The sequence below is a fragment of the Undibacterium sp. KW1 genome (genome assembly GCF_009937955.1).
GTDB lineage: Bacteria > Pseudomonadota > Gammaproteobacteria > Burkholderiales > Burkholderiaceae_D > Undibacterium.
The window spans coordinates 1847521-1861887 of sequence record NZ_AP018439.1 but is presented as its reverse complement, the minus strand read 5'-3'; the positions used below and the strand labels follow the sequence as shown (position 1 = coordinate 1861887).

Annotated in this window: 28 protein-coding genes; 19 read left to right on the top strand and 9 right to left on the bottom strand. The window is 51.3% G+C overall.

Annotated elements, in window-relative coordinates:
- Nucleotides 1-6 precede the first annotated feature (6 nt).
- From UNDKW_RS08195 to UNDKW_RS08185, 3 genes are read right to left on the bottom strand one after another with little or no spacing between them, the layout of a single operon-like run.
- Nucleotides 7-231, bottom strand: a complete 225-nt coding sequence (locus UNDKW_RS08195) for a hypothetical protein (RefSeq protein ID WP_162058300.1) — start codon at nucleotides 229-231, stop codon at nucleotides 7-9.
- Nucleotides 228-680, bottom strand: a complete 453-nt coding sequence (locus UNDKW_RS08190; protein ID WP_162058299.1) for a hypothetical protein — start codon at nucleotides 678-680, stop codon at nucleotides 228-230. Before UNDKW_RS08190 ends, UNDKW_RS08195 begins: the two co-directional genes overlap by 4 nt.
- The gene (locus UNDKW_RS08185) at nucleotides 677-1276 is read right to left on the bottom strand and encodes a hypothetical protein (protein ID WP_162058298.1); all 600 of its coding nucleotides are present in this window, start codon (nucleotides 1274-1276) and stop codon (nucleotides 677-679) included. The genes UNDKW_RS08190 and UNDKW_RS08185 overlap by 4 nt, the downstream gene beginning before the upstream one ends.
- Before the next feature lie 109 nt (nucleotides 1277-1385).
- Between UNDKW_RS08185 and UNDKW_RS08180 the strand changes: the two genes are divergently transcribed.
- The 4 genes from UNDKW_RS08180 (at nucleotide 1386) to UNDKW_RS08160 (ending at nucleotide 4305) form a co-directional block, all read left to right on the top strand.
- Nucleotides 1386-1613 carry a hypothetical protein gene (locus UNDKW_RS08180; RefSeq protein WP_162058297.1) on the top strand — a complete coding sequence of 76 codons (228 nt, stop codon included), beginning with the start codon at nucleotides 1386-1388 and terminating at the stop codon, nucleotides 1611-1613.
- Between the two features lie 455 nt (nucleotides 1614-2068).
- Entirely contained in the window at nucleotides 2069-2599 is a 531-nt protein-coding gene (locus UNDKW_RS08170) for a helix-turn-helix domain-containing protein (RefSeq protein ID WP_197893114.1), read from the top strand.
- 80 nt (nucleotides 2600-2679) lie between these two features.
- Complete coding sequence (locus UNDKW_RS08165; RefSeq protein WP_162058295.1) at nucleotides 2680-3051, top strand: helix-turn-helix domain-containing protein; 372 nt, start codon at nucleotides 2680-2682, stop codon at nucleotides 3049-3051.
- A 351-nt stretch (nucleotides 3052-3402) separates the two neighbouring features.
- The gene (locus tag UNDKW_RS08160; RefSeq protein WP_162058294.1) at nucleotides 3403-4305 is read left to right on the top strand and encodes a LysR substrate-binding domain-containing protein; all 903 of its coding nucleotides are present in this window, start codon (nucleotides 3403-3405) and stop codon (nucleotides 4303-4305) included.
- A 1-nt stretch (nucleotide 4306) separates the two neighbouring features.
- Here UNDKW_RS08160 and UNDKW_RS08155 read toward each other — a convergent pair whose 3' ends face one another.
- The 6 genes from UNDKW_RS08155 to UNDKW_RS08130 all read right to left on the bottom strand — a co-directional run bounded on the left by UNDKW_RS08155 (nucleotide 4307) and on the right by UNDKW_RS08130 (nucleotide 6893).
- Nucleotides 4307-5155 (bottom strand): hypothetical protein, encoded by an 849-nt coding sequence (locus UNDKW_RS08155; protein WP_162058293.1) that lies wholly within the window; start codon nucleotides 5153-5155, stop codon nucleotides 4307-4309.
- Nucleotides 5106-5303, bottom strand: coding sequence for a hypothetical protein (locus UNDKW_RS08150; protein WP_162058292.1), 198 nt, complete (start codon nucleotides 5301-5303; stop codon nucleotides 5106-5108). The genes UNDKW_RS08155 and UNDKW_RS08150 overlap by 50 nt, the downstream gene beginning before the upstream one ends.
- Before the next feature lie 63 nt (nucleotides 5304-5366).
- Nucleotides 5367-5648, bottom strand: coding sequence for an HNH endonuclease signature motif containing protein (locus UNDKW_RS08145; RefSeq protein WP_232063302.1), 282 nt, complete (start codon nucleotides 5646-5648; stop codon nucleotides 5367-5369).
- Nucleotides 5645-6025 (bottom strand): hypothetical protein, encoded by a 381-nt coding sequence (locus tag UNDKW_RS08140; protein ID WP_162058291.1) that lies wholly within the window; start codon nucleotides 6023-6025, stop codon nucleotides 5645-5647. Before UNDKW_RS08140 ends, UNDKW_RS08145 begins: the two co-directional genes overlap by 4 nt.
- Nucleotides 6026-6063: 38 nt before the next feature.
- A complete protein-coding gene (locus UNDKW_RS08135; protein ID WP_162058290.1) occupies nucleotides 6064-6345 on the bottom strand; it encodes a hypothetical protein in 282 nt (93 codons plus the stop codon).
- A gap of 32 nt (nucleotides 6346-6377) precedes the next feature.
- Nucleotides 6378-6893, bottom strand: a complete 516-nt coding sequence (locus UNDKW_RS08130; RefSeq protein WP_162058289.1) for a hypothetical protein — start codon at nucleotides 6891-6893, stop codon at nucleotides 6378-6380.
- A gap of 136 nt (nucleotides 6894-7029) precedes the next feature.
- Here UNDKW_RS08130 and UNDKW_RS08125 point away from each other — a divergent pair, with 136 nt between their 5' ends.
- The 15 genes from UNDKW_RS08125 (at nucleotide 7030) to UNDKW_RS08065 (ending at nucleotide 14254) form a co-directional block, all read left to right on the top strand.
- On the top strand, nucleotides 7030-7236 hold the full coding sequence (locus tag UNDKW_RS08125; protein ID WP_162058288.1) for a hypothetical protein: 207 nt from the start codon (nucleotides 7030-7032) through the stop codon (nucleotides 7234-7236).
- On the top strand, nucleotides 7233-7481 hold the full coding sequence (locus UNDKW_RS08120) for a hypothetical protein (protein ID WP_162058287.1): 249 nt from the start codon (nucleotides 7233-7235) through the stop codon (nucleotides 7479-7481). Before UNDKW_RS08125 ends, UNDKW_RS08120 begins: the two co-directional genes overlap by 4 nt.
- On the top strand, nucleotides 7478-7699 hold the full coding sequence (locus tag UNDKW_RS08115) for a hypothetical protein (protein ID WP_162058286.1): 222 nt from the start codon (nucleotides 7478-7480) through the stop codon (nucleotides 7697-7699). Before UNDKW_RS08120 ends, UNDKW_RS08115 begins: the two co-directional genes overlap by 4 nt.
- Complete coding sequence (locus tag UNDKW_RS30830; RefSeq protein ID WP_255431536.1) at nucleotides 7696-7818, top strand: hypothetical protein; 123 nt, start codon at nucleotides 7696-7698, stop codon at nucleotides 7816-7818. The genes UNDKW_RS08115 and UNDKW_RS30830 overlap by 4 nt, the downstream gene beginning before the upstream one ends.
- A gap of 10 nt (nucleotides 7819-7828) precedes the next feature.
- Nucleotides 7829-8026 carry a hypothetical protein gene (locus tag UNDKW_RS08110; protein WP_162058285.1) on the top strand — a complete coding sequence of 66 codons (198 nt, stop codon included), beginning with the start codon at nucleotides 7829-7831 and terminating at the stop codon, nucleotides 8024-8026.
- A gap of 24 nt (nucleotides 8027-8050) precedes the next feature.
- Nucleotides 8051-8662, top strand: coding sequence for a DUF1566 domain-containing protein (locus UNDKW_RS08105; RefSeq protein ID WP_162058284.1), 612 nt, complete (start codon nucleotides 8051-8053; stop codon nucleotides 8660-8662).
- Nucleotides 8663-8747: 85 nt separating this feature from the next.
- Entirely contained in the window at nucleotides 8748-9086 is a 339-nt protein-coding gene (locus UNDKW_RS08100; RefSeq protein ID WP_162058283.1) for a hypothetical protein, read from the top strand.
- Between the two features lie 2 nt (nucleotides 9087-9088).
- Nucleotides 9089-9958, top strand: a complete 870-nt coding sequence (locus UNDKW_RS08095) for a DUF2303 family protein (protein WP_162058282.1) — start codon at nucleotides 9089-9091, stop codon at nucleotides 9956-9958.
- 43 nt (nucleotides 9959-10001) lie between these two features.
- On the top strand, nucleotides 10002-10238 hold the full coding sequence (locus UNDKW_RS08090; protein WP_162058281.1) for a DUF3310 domain-containing protein: 237 nt from the start codon (nucleotides 10002-10004) through the stop codon (nucleotides 10236-10238).
- A complete protein-coding gene (locus tag UNDKW_RS08085) occupies nucleotides 10235-10744 on the top strand; it encodes a hypothetical protein (protein ID WP_162058280.1) in 510 nt (169 codons plus the stop codon). The genes UNDKW_RS08090 and UNDKW_RS08085 overlap by 4 nt, the downstream gene beginning before the upstream one ends.
- A complete protein-coding gene (locus UNDKW_RS08080; protein WP_370529099.1) occupies nucleotides 10741-12522 on the top strand; it encodes a DNA cytosine methyltransferase in 1782 nt (593 codons plus the stop codon). Before UNDKW_RS08085 ends, UNDKW_RS08080 begins: the two co-directional genes overlap by 4 nt.
- Nucleotides 12510-12710 carry a DNA cytosine methyltransferase gene (locus UNDKW_RS31095; protein ID WP_370529098.1) on the top strand — a complete coding sequence of 67 codons (201 nt, stop codon included), beginning with the start codon at nucleotides 12510-12512 and terminating at the stop codon, nucleotides 12708-12710. The genes UNDKW_RS08080 and UNDKW_RS31095 overlap by 13 nt, the downstream gene beginning before the upstream one ends.
- 31 nt (nucleotides 12711-12741) lie before the next feature.
- Entirely contained in the window at nucleotides 12742-13347 is a 606-nt protein-coding gene (locus tag UNDKW_RS08075) for a DUF1566 domain-containing protein (protein WP_162058279.1), read from the top strand.
- Between the two features lie 60 nt (nucleotides 13348-13407).
- Entirely contained in the window at nucleotides 13408-13782 is a 375-nt protein-coding gene (locus tag UNDKW_RS08070; protein ID WP_162058278.1) for a DUF1566 domain-containing protein, read from the top strand.
- Between the two features lie 55 nt (nucleotides 13783-13837).
- Entirely contained in the window at nucleotides 13838-14254 is a 417-nt protein-coding gene (locus tag UNDKW_RS08065; RefSeq protein ID WP_162058277.1) for a four helix bundle protein, read from the top strand.
- The last annotated feature ends 113 nt before the right edge of the window (nucleotides 14255-14367 follow it).

The window sequence follows — 14367 nt, the reverse complement described above, 5'->3', positions numbered from 1 at the left end:
CAATACTCATTTCATCCCCGAAGCTTGTGCGCCCGCAGCAGTCAAGCAATACATCCCCTTTTGCCGCTCAATCAGCCCATCCCGATACAAGGTCACACAGACGTTATGCAGCCGCCTCTCAGTACGCGGCTCATCGGGCAGGCAATCAAGCAGGGATACGCCATAGGCACGCTGGCCACGGCAAACAGAGAGCTTGCGCAATACACGCATCCTGACATCAGCAGCAGTCAACTGATCACCTCACCAGAAGGCAATTTGCGGATGACTGAACCGATATTGATTTTTTTTACTGGATTGCCATGCTCATTAACAGTCTTTTCTACCGTGACATTTGCGGTATGCAATGAAGGCACTTTTTTATAGTCTTCCGAGCCTGGCCTATAAGGCCTCGCGCTAACCGTTGGGCGGGCGGAGAAGTATGGCCGGTTAATCTGCTCCGCCTTCACTTGCGCCACAACCTCTTCAACCGACTGCGACTCAGTGACCGCAACATAATCATAACCAGCAGCCGTAACAGTGGCAGTGCGGTTGCAACACGACACGTAGCCATAATCGAGCAGGACCTCAATCTGATACGCCCGCATAGGGTCTGTTTTGATCGGCAATGCAGAGGCACCACCTACATCAATCAACATTTTCAAACGTTGGTACGCGCTGGAATCTCGTTCAAGGGGAGTCATGATCTACCTCCACCCACATGCAACACCTTGGCCACTGACTTTGTGCGGGCAATAGCGGCATTAACGACACGCTTGAACCGGCTCAATGATTCGATGGCTTCGGCCACCTCTTTGTCTGCGCGCAGCAGCGCAGCCTGGTCATTGTTGTTATGTAGCTCAGCGACTGACTGCACCGCCTCGCTGGTCTCTTTAACGATATCAACCAGGTGATAATTGACGTTCAACTCTGCATTTTCCACCTCCAGGGCCTGCACGCAGATACCCAAGGGCCGGTACATATCATTGATGCAAGCCAGCCGGTATTCTTGCGGCAGCGCCAGCAGGATGGATTTATGAAAATTGAACGGCAGCAGGTTATTTTCCTTGGTCTCGTCATCCAGCCAACGACAGACCCGGTCTGCATTCACCTTCATACGCTCATAGGCGTCACGGGTGTTTGGTTCAAAACGGATGCCAGTTACCACATCCAAGCCTGCCAGCTCATGGGCTTCCACCACTGTTTGCACCGCTGTCTCACGACTGTAGCCGCAGGCCTTGCGCCATGCGTTGAAATGGGTGCGTAGGATGGTCAAATCTGTGTGCGATTCATTGCGCATGCAATTTCCAATCAATCAATCTATTCTGACAACATCAAATTAAGGAAAGAGATTCCAGACATGTACAATCAAAGTTCCACAACCATGATTTCAATGAAAGGAATCTCTTATGAGCAACATAACCACCATCACGCTAGGCGAACTAAGAAGCCGCCTTGCCTGGTTAAAAGACCTTTCGGACGACACCGAGATTTTTTTCGGCTCGGGCGACCTGACGTTCTACCGGGCAAAAACACGCAAATACAAACCAAACAGCGACACACCGATGCTGATAAACATCGAATTCAACGAGATTTATGCGGTAACAGCGTCATTTCCAGACGACGAGCCGGCATAAGTCTGCTCTGCAGTAACCATTTTCTTTCTCAGCAAGCACCGGTCTTCGCCTGCCGCAAAGCCCTTGATGAACACATCAAGGGAACCATAATTGCTACCACCGCAGCTTTCGATGAGGCCCGCTGCCCCAACTGGCTGACTCCCAGGCATGTAGACCTTGCACGACCAGTGCGGATCAGCAAGGTCAATGCAAAGGATCACGCCTGTACGAGGATAGTCGTCGTTCAAATAACTGGTTGACATGGGGTTTCCTTTGAGGGAGGTGGGAGTAAAGAGGAATAAACTTCAGAAAAAACACGGGCATGCAAGTCCATTATTGCCCTGAATGTTTTGCCCTTGCAGTCAGACTGCCCGGCAAGAATGCGGTTGACCGTGGGTTGCGAAACGGCAATTTCTTCCGCGATCTTAGTCTCGCTCCAGTCAGTTTTTTGTCGAATCTCGGTTAGGAGGGTGCAGATGTCTTTATCCATAGAACGAAACTATACGCTAGCGCATAGATATGTCAATACTCTAACGCATAGTAATTTGCGAGATGATTATGCGCCAGCGTATAGTTTGCCAATGAATATCGGATCCAGACTAGACCAGGCAATGAAAGACGCTGGTCACATTTCACAAGCTGCGCTTTCCAGGGCGTCTGGCGTCCCGCAACCAACGATTAATAGAATTCTCAAAGGCACAGCAGTTGCCCCCGAATCAAGCACGCTAAAGAAACTTGCTATGGCCTGCAAGGTTTCGTTTTCTTGGCTTGTAGGTGAATCAGATGACAACGCCGCTCCACCTCAACACCATAAGGTAAGCGAGGAGTTGTCGACTTACACCAACTCCCCCGTCGTCCATCTAACCTATGTAACAGATGTTGAATTAGAAATTTTGACTCTCTTCAGAGAATCGACAGAAATGGGAAAAAAACTCATACAAACTGCCGCCATAGCATCTGAGAAAGATGGAAGGCGCATCAAGTCCATCAAAAAGCTTAATGCGTAAAAATTGCGTTTGCGCTACCATTCTAGCGCAAACGCAATGCAAATTGAGCAATCTGTACATGGCGCGTATAGTTCGCTGCCATGAACATTGCAGACAGAATCGATATCGCTATGAAGACGGCCGGGATTAAATCTCAAGCCGATCTATCGAGAGCATCCGGCGTTAGCGAATCAACGATAGGCCGAGTGCTAAAAGGTGGAGTAAATCCATCGATAGAGAACCTGGCAGAAATCGCCAAAGCATGTAACGTCAGCATGGACTGGATTGTGAACGGGAACGACACGCCAAATACCGAGGTAACTGAGATGCCACTCGTCCATGTGACCCAAGAAGAACTGACCATCTTGACACAGTTCAGAGAAGCCACTGCGAGGGGCAAGTCCTTTATTAAGACAGCTTGCAATTCAGTAGCCAAAAAATCCACAGCATCACCTGACAAGCCTGAGTCTTGACTCTGCCTTAGGGCGAGCACACTCCCCCTCCCTTGGACATTGCGCCGCCCACGCCCGTGCAAAGCGCAACAATTCATCCAAAGCATCATCATCCATAACACGGCACAGCGCCGCTAACTCCCTTATATATTCATCCTCCGTCATACCGCCCTCTCTTGAAAAACGTTGCAACAAAGTATTTCCAGATAAATAATGTAAATGAATTTTTGTTGCAATTGGTTAATTTTTGCTCAATCCTGTTTAACCAATGGTTAAGCCCCATGAAAACAATCGTTAAATGTTAAAGTTGCTGCATTTCAAGATTTAACAAAACCGCCCACTATGGATGCACCATTATGAGCAGTTTCTACCGTGCAACGACTCGACTTTATCGACCTGGCAATGATTCAGATCATTGCGACCGAGCTGAGCTTTTCAGCGGCAGCGTCACGCCTGACGATCAGCGGTGCCGCAGTCAGTAAGCGTCTGCAAAAGATGGAAAACATCATTGGCCACAAGATCGTGCACAGACCCGGGCCCATGCGACTCACCAAGGCTGGAGAAAGGTTACTGCAGTTTGCTAACAAGGCGCTACTGGAGCAGCAACTGTTTGAGGATGACATTGCGACGCTAGAGGCCGGGCAGCCAGCCCTGCGCATTATTGCGAATGCATCACTGATGATTGATGACCTGCCCCAGGTACTCGACGAATTGCGCATACAGCGCCCGCAGCTACGCATAGACCTGGTGGAAGGATCATTCCATCAGATCACCAAGTCAGTACTGGACGGCACAGCCGACACCGGCCTCATCATAGGCAGGCAGTTTATCGATGGCTTGCAGTTCCTTCACTACAAGACAGACCGGGTGTGCGTGATGGCGCCACTGGCACATGCCCTGGGCCAGAAAAGCGAAGTGCATTTTGCCGACGTACTTAAACACCGGTTAATTGGCGCCAGTCCGGACAAACAGATTTCACTCTTCCTCGAGTCAGTCGCCCGCAAAGACAAGCTGCGCATCAAATATGCGATGCGCGTATCGAGCTTTGAGGCGCAGGCGCACATGGTCTCGCAGACCGACATGGGGGTGGCAGTGATACTGGAGAGTGTAGCGAGGAGATTTTCCAAGATCTACCCCATACGCCCAGTCAGGTTGCTTGATGACTGGGCACAAGGGGAGTTTTCAATTGTGGTACCGGACGCGGGCAGCATGTCGCCGCCGTTGGTGGATTTTGTGAGGTTGATGACCTTGAGGCATAAGCCTGTGCTGCGCTAAGTTAAGTCTTTGCAGATTCAATTTTACGGAAGATGAGAATTGGCGTTAATCCATAATGAGAAAGCGGCCTTCCAAATACCTTCCTTAATTCTTGCTGCATAGTTCTCATTGCCCCTTCAATAAAACTTACATCCGTATTTTCATCGAAATCCATATCCATATCGATATCAGGCCTTGCATCGAGTATACCGAGCATCATCCACTCTCCCTGAATTTTACTGCCTTGCTTTAGAGAAAAATCTTCAGGGCTGACCGATAAATATTCAGGATTGAGAGTAAACCAACCCTCTCCACCGGCAGAACTGAGTCCACCCTGCAGCATGTGAGGCAACTTGGAGATCACCCCCATCATCAAATCATTTTCTTTTTTCGTTGAAGCCAAAAAGTCTTTTTTTGGCTTACCTTCTTTCATTCCAGCTGCTTGCTCACGCGCCTGCATTTCAGCAAACATTGGCCACATCTCTTGAATCATTCGGGTATCAGTGATAGCTAGCTCACCACGAATTAGTACCACACCACCCACAGGACTTTGCGCCAAGCTGCGTGATATCAAACCACGCTGATCTAACGAATTCAACACTTCAAGCGGCCTCGAAAACATAGGGTCAATGACGTGCTCATAAGCATCCTCAGACGATTCTTCTTGTTTAATGTCGCTGGACACTATTTTTATAGAACCGCCAAAGCTGGTTTGGGTTTTAGCCGATTCTTTGCCTGTACGTTTATAACTGGAGATTAAGCCATGCTCAGAAAGCTGCGCATAAAAATGCGACAGCCGACCATGATCAATATAGATATGGTCAAAGAGAGATTCGATGTTTTGTGAGCTTTGTTCCTCGGGAGATGTCATCTTTTACCTTTTGCTTTTGTTTATCAATAGCAACTTGGTTTTTCTGCATCTCATCCAAAACAACAGTCACAGACTTGGCAGAGTCCTTTTTTGAGGGCTTATCTGCGGCAATTATTGCCTTGACTTTATCGAAGAATTTGGAGTTCATTTCTCAATTATACGCAAAAAAAACAAATTACCTGAAAAATTCATATTGTGTTGAACTGTGTCACTACTTCATGCAGTTTTTCCTTTCTATTCTGTCTTTCTTTTTTGCATCTTCCTTCATCTGCCACTGCATATTCTCCACCGCATCAGCCCCACCGCAGGCCAGGGGCTTGATGTGGTCTTTCACGTAGCCTGGGCATGCGCCTTTGGTCTTGCCGGTGCTGGGACATGGGTTTTGCCGCTGGAAGTCGCGCTTGACGGTTGAGCTGCGGGCTGGGGCGGCAGTAAGCGCCGCAGATTGAAAAGACAGCACTACCACAACCAAGGCTGCGACTTTGATATTCATTTTTTCACTTCATCCGGACAGACTTTTACCCTCACTTCAAGATAATCAATCCTCTTTTGCACTGATTTCAGTCTATCTTCAAGAGACTCTCTGGCATCATCTTCAGGAGGAGCAAACGCCACTTTACCACCCGCCTCCACATAGAAGTCGTTAAACCCGACGTAACCGCCCATGCTGTTTTTTGCATTCACCAGGCCACATACACCTTTAGTGCTGCGAACATATTTCACGTCTCTGAAAATTGCAGAATCAGGGTCTTTTAGCGAATTGCGAACGAGTTTTTCCCCTTGATATTGCGGATACCATGCGTATGCCATCGCACCACCTGCGCAGAGAAGAATCAAGGCACCTGCCAATATAATTTTCTTTGACTTCAATTTAATTCCCCATGAAACAAAGACCATTAACCAATTAATTAGAGCCTCTTCACACTAAAGCCTTTTGACAACACCTCGCCAGTCTGCCAGTTAGCTACCCAAACACCAGTCAACGCAAACGGCATTTTCCTCACATATACTGGAGCAACCGGCCAACCGTTATATGGAAGCTCAATCTCTTCTTTCATATATGGTGGCAACGGATGCCCAACTAAATAGACATACAAACTATCCTCCAAAGAACGAGCGACCTGGCTTGACATCTTAATTGTTGAAAAAATCGAATAGCAACGACCGGGGAAGGGGTCAATAAACAGCATTTTTAATATTTGCCCATCAGGATATTTTTGCCTTAAAAATGCCGGGGGATTCGCCCTTCCGACTCCGATTTATCTGACATATCTACAGGCCTGCGCGTAATCTCAACCCCATGTGTCAAACAACTTAAACGGACTGTCAAGAGAGCCTTATCTGCATCATATGACATCGATTCTTTCCCTCTTGCCACCTCAAATATCATGTCCCCGCCTGGACGCAATTCACCAAAGATAGGCTTTTGCGCGAACTCCTTTAGCCTCTTCTGAAAATCTGCTGTTGTTTCATATTCATCCTTTACCAGGCTCACCTGCCTAAGCCTGTCAAATATCTCCCAAACATCATTCGACACAAACCGATCTGGCAAGCGCTTCAAGGATGCATCAAAATTTTTCTCTGGAACTACCGCCACCTCTGGCGTTTTTTCCAACACAACCGAACTAGAGGGCGCTTGCACTGACGCCGAAGATGAAGGGGGAGCAGCCACTTGCTGACCACATCCAGCCAAAAGGATTGGAACGACCAAACTCCAACACAGCTTCGACCAATGCATCACCACTCCTCAATTATTAAATTTGTAAGTAAGTGTATCCGCAATAAAAATATCTTTGTCTTATCTATACGTTGAGGTATTGACATATCTATGCGTTGGCGTATAGTTCAATCCATCAACCCGATGGAGTCAAAAAGTGCTTACCCAAAAATCACCACTCTGCATCAACTGCCGCCACTTCAACGGCGACTTGAGCTTGCCACGTTGCAATGCGCCTGAGATGCGCCGTGCTGACCTGGTTACTGGCAACAGGCCAGCAGACTGCAGGCCTGAACGTGAACGCGGTCGCAAGTGCGGCCCTGAAGGTAAATTGTTTTTGGCTACCGTGCGGGGTGCAGCATGACCCGCATCGATAAAGTGGCTTACTCCCTGGTGATCCTTATCTGCCTGGCTGCATTGATGTACTGCGGCTACGACAACATGCAGGACGAAGCCAAATCTGCCGAAATGCTGAGCAATGCCAAGCATATCGCCAGGCTGGATGCTGCTGAACGCAAGCGTGAGGCGATTGAGCAGGTTTTCTTGCAGCAAGAGGGGCTGTCGGCTGGCCAGGTGCGTTTTGTTGCCACTGCGAGAGGTGACAAATGAGACTCACTGGACAAGAATCCTTGATGGTTTTCAGCGCGTTGCGCGATCAGGCAAGCAGGATAGAAGCCGAAGCAATGATGTTTATTAGCTCTGGCGTGTGCGGCCCGTCCGAAATTGAACAGTCGTTGAAGCAGATGGGCGAAGCCTGCGCCCTGCGCGAACTGGCCAGCAAGATCATCAAAGCCCAGGAAGTAGACGAGCACGGAGTGCCAGCATGATGCGCACACTGTCCGCCAAATACACCATCGCCCGCAGCCTGTACAGCGTCCAGCGCAAGTTTGGACACAGCCGCCGCATGGCTTTGCGCACTGCGATGCAGGCATTTATTCCAGGCTGAGACACCCACCATGGCCCGCACAAAAACACCCGAACCAGACGAAGTAGCGCTTGAAATTGCGCACGGCCTGCTGGCGACCAGGTTGAGTTTTGAAGAGGCCATGAACCACCCGACTTGGAAAGTAGTCATCAAGACCCGCGCCAGAAAACACATGCAGCAGCGCGACAAGTTTGACCTGAAGAAGCTGCAATCTAATGACAAAGACTGATTTTTTTACCCGACAAGGACAATCATGCTACAGCATACAAAATTCGACCTCAGCAACAGGGTGTACCACCCACAGAGCAACAGCATTGGCATCATCACTGCGATAGAGACATCACTTGTGCGCGAAAGCCGCGATGTGGCGATACGCTACCGCATCAATCCATTTGGCCACAGCGAAGACCATTCTCAAATCTGGGCAAGCCAAGATCAAATCGCTTTCCTGCCCGAGTTGCCGCAAGTGACGATCAACGCCCCAAAAATCGGCACAGCCTGGCAAGGCGGCATCTACGCTGGTGTAGTCGCAGGCCAGGACGGCCAGCCCGACTATCACCTGATCCATGCGCCGGCAGAGTTCGAGATTAAAGACGCCAACTGGCAGACCGCCATCGAAAAAGCGCAAGCACCGATCAACGGTTTCAACGACTGGTCATTACCAGACCGCCGCGAAGCCAGGCTACTGTACATCAACACGCCTGCAGGCTTTGATACAGCCGGCTGGTACTGGACATCTACGCAGAACGCGGGCGGCCCCGACTACGCGTGGATGCAGGGCTTCGGCAATGGCGGCCAGTACGACGGCCACAAGAGCGACGAGTACAGGGCTCGCGCCGTCCGCAGATTATTGATTATTCAGTAATTCAATAATTTAACCATTCCCAACCAAGCGCGAAGCGCTCGATTTTTGCAGCACCGACCCACCCACCCAACCAATTGGAGAAACAATGTCTATCCGACCTATCACCGACACCCTGCGCCACATTGGCGGTGGTGTTTTTATCGACATGGCCAGCGACAAGATGAGCGAACTTGTTCAGGCCGTGGATGAGCGCGGCAAGTCCGGCACGCTCACGCTGACTGTCACCGTCAAAAAAGCTTCACGCGGTGGCGCCATGAATATCACCGGAAAAGTTGCTCTCAAAAAGCCTGCCGAGGATTTGATGGAAGCCCTCTTGTTCGCCACACCAGAAGGCAACCTGGTTGCCGACGACCCGCACCAGCAAAAGCTTGATCTGAAAGTCGCTGGCGCACCCGACCAATCTGCAGCACTTAAAACCGCCTAATCATGAACACACCACTCGACAAAATTGAAAGCAACATCGCCGAAACACTGGCCCGCGAAATGAAAACGCCAATTGAAATCGGCTCTAATCCAGACTCAAACGTGCGCCGCATTGCCACACCGCCAGGCTGGAACCTGAAAGAGTTTGACGACGAAAAGCTGCTGGCTACACCTCGCCGCAAACAAGCCAGGGTCATCCTGGACGACAAAGAAAGCTTTATTGATTACATCAAACGCCACGGCTCACTGGCTGACAGCACAATCTGGTGCAAGGCAAACTACAAAGAGGGCAAGGTCAGCTTTATCGCCATCCTCAACGACCATGGCGAAGACGAAAAGCAACCAGCCTGGCGCGACCATCAAGCCAAATTCCGCCCAGAGTTCAGCGAAGAATATTCCCGCTGGATTTCGCAGAACAAGCAGCCGATGTCGCAAACAGACTTTGCCAAGTTCCTCGAAGACAACCTGAAAGATATTGTCAGCCAGGATGACGTCACGCTGCCAACTGGTGCGCAAATGCTCAACATGGCCCTGTCTTTTGAAGCCAACCAAGAAAACCGCTTCAAGAGCGCAATACGTCTACAAAACGGCGGCATTCAGATGACGTTTGTACAGGACGACGACCAGCAAACCATCGCCAATATGCAAATGTTTGAACGCTTCGCCATAGGCATCCCAGTTTTTTGGAATGGCGACGCCTACCGCATTGATGCGCGCCTGCGCTACCGCCAGCGTGACGGCAAGTTGACGTTCTATTACGAACTGATACGCAGCGATAAAACGCTGGAAGCTGCTGCCAAGACGCTCATTCAAGAGCTACGCGACAAAACAGGCAACCCGTTCTTTTTCGGCGATCCGTTCAACAATCAATAACTCTGGAACTGGTGCGGACACCCACCGCACCAACTAAAAGACAATGACAAAGCAATCTCACGACAACGTTAATCACCCCAAGCATTACACCAGCCACCCCAGTGGCGTGGAATGTATCCAGGTGACTGAACACATGCCCTTCTGCCTGGGTAATGTCATCAAATACATCTGGCGCTCAGATGAAAAAGGGGCTTCGATTGAAGACCTGAAAAAGGCCAGATGGTATCTGGATCGTGAGATTGCATTGCGTGAGAAAAAAGCGAAGGAGTCAGCAGCATGAGCAAAAATTCCAGAGCCAAGCATCACACCCAGCGCCGCAACTGGCACAGCAACCCAACAGGTGGGCTATGGGTTTTACAACAGCAATACGCCCGCAATGTGCAAGCAAGCCCTTTGTCAGACGAAGAATTGCTCAAAACCCGTATGTATGGTCGTCAGGCTTTCGAGGCACTACTTTCCAATGCAGTGCCAACAGCAGACGACTGGGCCAATGTCACCAACAGCGTCAATACAGCACTATTGCTGGCAGAAGATGGCTATGGCATTGAGCATCAAGATGTATTCATTCGCGGGCAGGAAGCGCTTGTACGCGCCTACATTCGCAATCAAAAAACAGGCAAATGGCGTCTGGATGGCGAAGGCATACAGGCGGTGCGCGATGCCCTTTACTTACACGACCAGCAATGCGAACTGGTCAGCAATGGCGACTACAACAAAGCCTTGCAAGCTGTTGAAGCCCGCATTGAAAACGACAATGTGTTTGAGATTGAGGTCATTGCAGCATGAAACGCGATCAATACACCATCCCACTAGGCTTTTGCCACGAACTCATCGTCGATAACTTCGCTGGCGGCGGCGGCGCGTCCGAAGGCATCGAACAAGCCTTTGGCCGCGCCGTCGATATCGCGATCAACCACGATGGCGAAGCGCTGGCCATGCATGAGGCCAACCACCCCACGACTGCGCATTACCGTGAAGACGTGTTTGCCATTCATCCCGGCTTTGTCACTGCCCAGCAGCCTATCGGCCTGGCATGGTTCAGCCCAGACTGCAAGCACCACAGCAAGGCCAAGGGCGGCAAGCCACGCGAAAAAGGTATTCGCGGTCTGGCATGGGTGACACTGAAATGGGCAGCATTGCAAATGCCCCGCTGTATCGCGCTAGAAAATGTGGAAGAATTCCGCGACTGGGGCCCACTGGACGACGAGGGCAAACCTATCAAGGCAGAGAAAGGCCGCACGTTCGCCGCTTTTATCGATGCACTGTCCACTGGCGTGGCAAAAGACCATCCAGACGTGGAAGAAATTTACGAAGCACTTGGCGCTGATTTTCCGGTAGAACGCCTGCATGCTGGACTGGGCTACAAGGTAGAACACCGCATCATGCGCGCCTGCGACTATGGCACACCAACCATCCGCAAACGCCTATTTGTCTTTGCCCGCCGCGATGGCTTGCCCATTGTATGGCCAGATGCGACCCACGGCGACCCAAAGACCGATGCAGTCAAGGCTGGCAAGCTGCTGCCATGGCGCACCGCTGCCCAGTGCATAGACTGGTCCATCCCCTGCCCTTCTATCTTTGAACGTAAGCGCCCATTAAAGGATGCAACCTTGCGCCGCATCGCAAAGGGCATCATGAAATTTGTGGTGCAAAGTGCAGATCCGTTTATTGTGAAGTTTTCTGAAAACAGTGTAGGCCAAGAGACAGACAGCCCACTGCATACGGTAATGGCTGGGGCGCCACGGTTTGGCATGGTCGAACCGGTAATCATCAATGTTGCAAACAGCAAGACAACAGGCAGAGGGCCCAACGCTTGGGATATTAACGACCCACTGCGCACAGTCACATCAAGCCCAGGATTTTCAGTTGTACAAGCGACCGTTGCACCATTTATCACTGAGCATGCCAATGCATCGACACAGCGCAATTTTGCCGCCGATGAACCGCTACGCACCCAATGCGCCCAGGTCAAAGGCGGGCACTTCGCCGCCGTTTCAGTGACCTTAGCCCACGGCGAAGAATCCCCTTCTGGCGCAAAGCGCTGGGGCTCTGGCGTACGCGAAGTGACACAGCCAATGCAGACGGTGCTTGCAAGTGGCAATGGTGCAGCCATCGTATCCGCCATGCTCGCCAAACACTACGGCGGCGTAGTTGGTACCAGCGTCGAAGTACCATTTGGTACAGTCACCACAGCAGACCATCACTCTGTCGTCACCGCCAACCTGGTGCGCGAGTTCGGCAACAGTGCCGGCGCTGACGTAGATGCGCCAGTGGGCACCATTACTGCAGGCGGCAGCGGCAAAACACAACTGATTGCCAGCAGCCTGGTCAAACTGCGCGGTACCAACACAGGCCAGCCGACTGACGAACCCCTGCACACCATCAGCGCAGGCGGCACCCACCATGGCGAAGTACGCGCATTCCTGGTCAAGTATTACGGCGAAGGCGGTCAATGGCAAGACGTGCGCGAACCCATGCACACAGTGCCCTGCAAAGACCGGCTAGGCCTGGTCACCATCAAGGGTGAGGATACGCCATTGTCGATATCGGCATGCGCATGCTGACCCCGCGTGAGCTGGCACGGGCGCAAGGCTTTCCAGACCACTACATCCTTGACCCGGTCGTCAACGGCAAGCCTTTATCAAAAACAGCCCAGGTGCGCATGATCGGCAACAGCGTCTGCCCACCACTGGCCCGGGCTTTGATTGAGGCCAATTTCAAACATGAGCAGCACATTTACCAAGCAGCCTAACCCAAGCACCACAACCACAACAGGAGCAACCATGGACACAGCAGTCAAACAAACACCCACCATACCCGGCACCCCCTACGCTGGCGGTTTTTATGCTGGCCGCATCAACATCAATGGCGAACAGTACGCCATCATCGTCGCGCCAAAGGCAGCCGGCGAAGTCGAAGCCGCCTGGCACAAAGATGCCGCCGCAGCCAATAGCCTCAGCTTTTTTGATGGCCTTGCCAACACCAAAGCGATGGCCGAGGCAGGTAGCGAACTGGCGCAGCGCCTGCTCAGCATGAGTATCTACGGCCTGAGCGACTGGTACTTGCCCAGCCGTGACGAACTGGAAATCTGCTACCGCAACCTGAAACCAACCGGCAACGATAATTACTGCTGGCGCGGCGACAACCCCAGCAGCGTACCACCTGGTTACGCCTATTCACGCGACCTGCCCGCGCAGACGGCTGACACAGCCTTTCAGGCGGGTGGCGCGGAGGCTTTTGAGCCAGCGTGGTACTGGACATCTACGCAGGACGCGGGCAACCCCGACTACGCATGGATGCAGAGCTTCGGCGATGGCTACCAGGACCTCAGCCGCAAGAGCGGCGAGTACAGGGCTCGCGCCGTCCGCAGATTATTAGTTATTGAGTAATTCAATAATTTCACCATCACCGGGCGTAGCCCGATTCAAATTTTTTTAAGGATGATTGCCATGAGCAAAGCGCAATGGATGCAAGAAAATCTCAAGCCAGGCGAGATTTATGCAGGCCTGATTTTGGGCAAAGACGGCCAGCCAGATCACCACCTGTTTTTGCTGGAAGCCAAGCCAGCCAACAAGCTGAACTGGGAAGCGGCCAAAGCCTGGGCATCCTCAGTGGGCGGCGAGCTGCCTACACGCAGCGAACAATCCCTGCTGTTTGCTAATGCCAAAGAGCAGTTTGAGCCGTACTACTACTGGTCTGGTGAGCAGGACGCGGGCGACCCCGACTACGCATGGGTGCAGGGCTTCGGCAATGGCCTCCAGGACGACAACCGCAAGAGCTACGAGTACAGGGCTCGCGCCGTCCGCAGATTAATTATTGAGTAATTCAATAATTTAGTCGCTTCTTAACCAGGGCGAAGCCCGAAACTTTTTTTACAGCATGGCCCTACACCACGATTTACCTATTTACAAAGAAGCTTACGAGCTTCTGAAGCTGGCGACCAACATCACCAAAAATATGCCCAAAGATTTTAAGGGCTCGATTGGTGGCGAAATTCGCAGTCTGTGCTTGCAGAACATTGTCCTTATAGCCAATGCCAATGCAGCCCAGGACAAGACCGTCTATCTATCGAAATTGCTGGAGCAAGTCCACGCCGCAGAAATACTGTTTCGCCTATGTAAAGACATGCGCTTTATATCAACTAAACAGTATGCAGAGGCAGTGCAATTGACAGATGACGTAGGTAAACAGGCAAACGGGTGGAAGAAGTCCGCAGTAGCACCAGAGTCAGATACGAGGGTGTCAAGGCAGCCTCGTCAGAACTCATTATTTAAATCTGGTCATGCCGCTGGGTAGAACACGGCCCACCGCCAAGCGCACCGCAGATACCACCAGCCCATGCTGGCAGGTCTGGCGCAGTTGCCACACTGATCGGCCAAGCCTTCGGTGTAGTGACGTGGATAGCATGA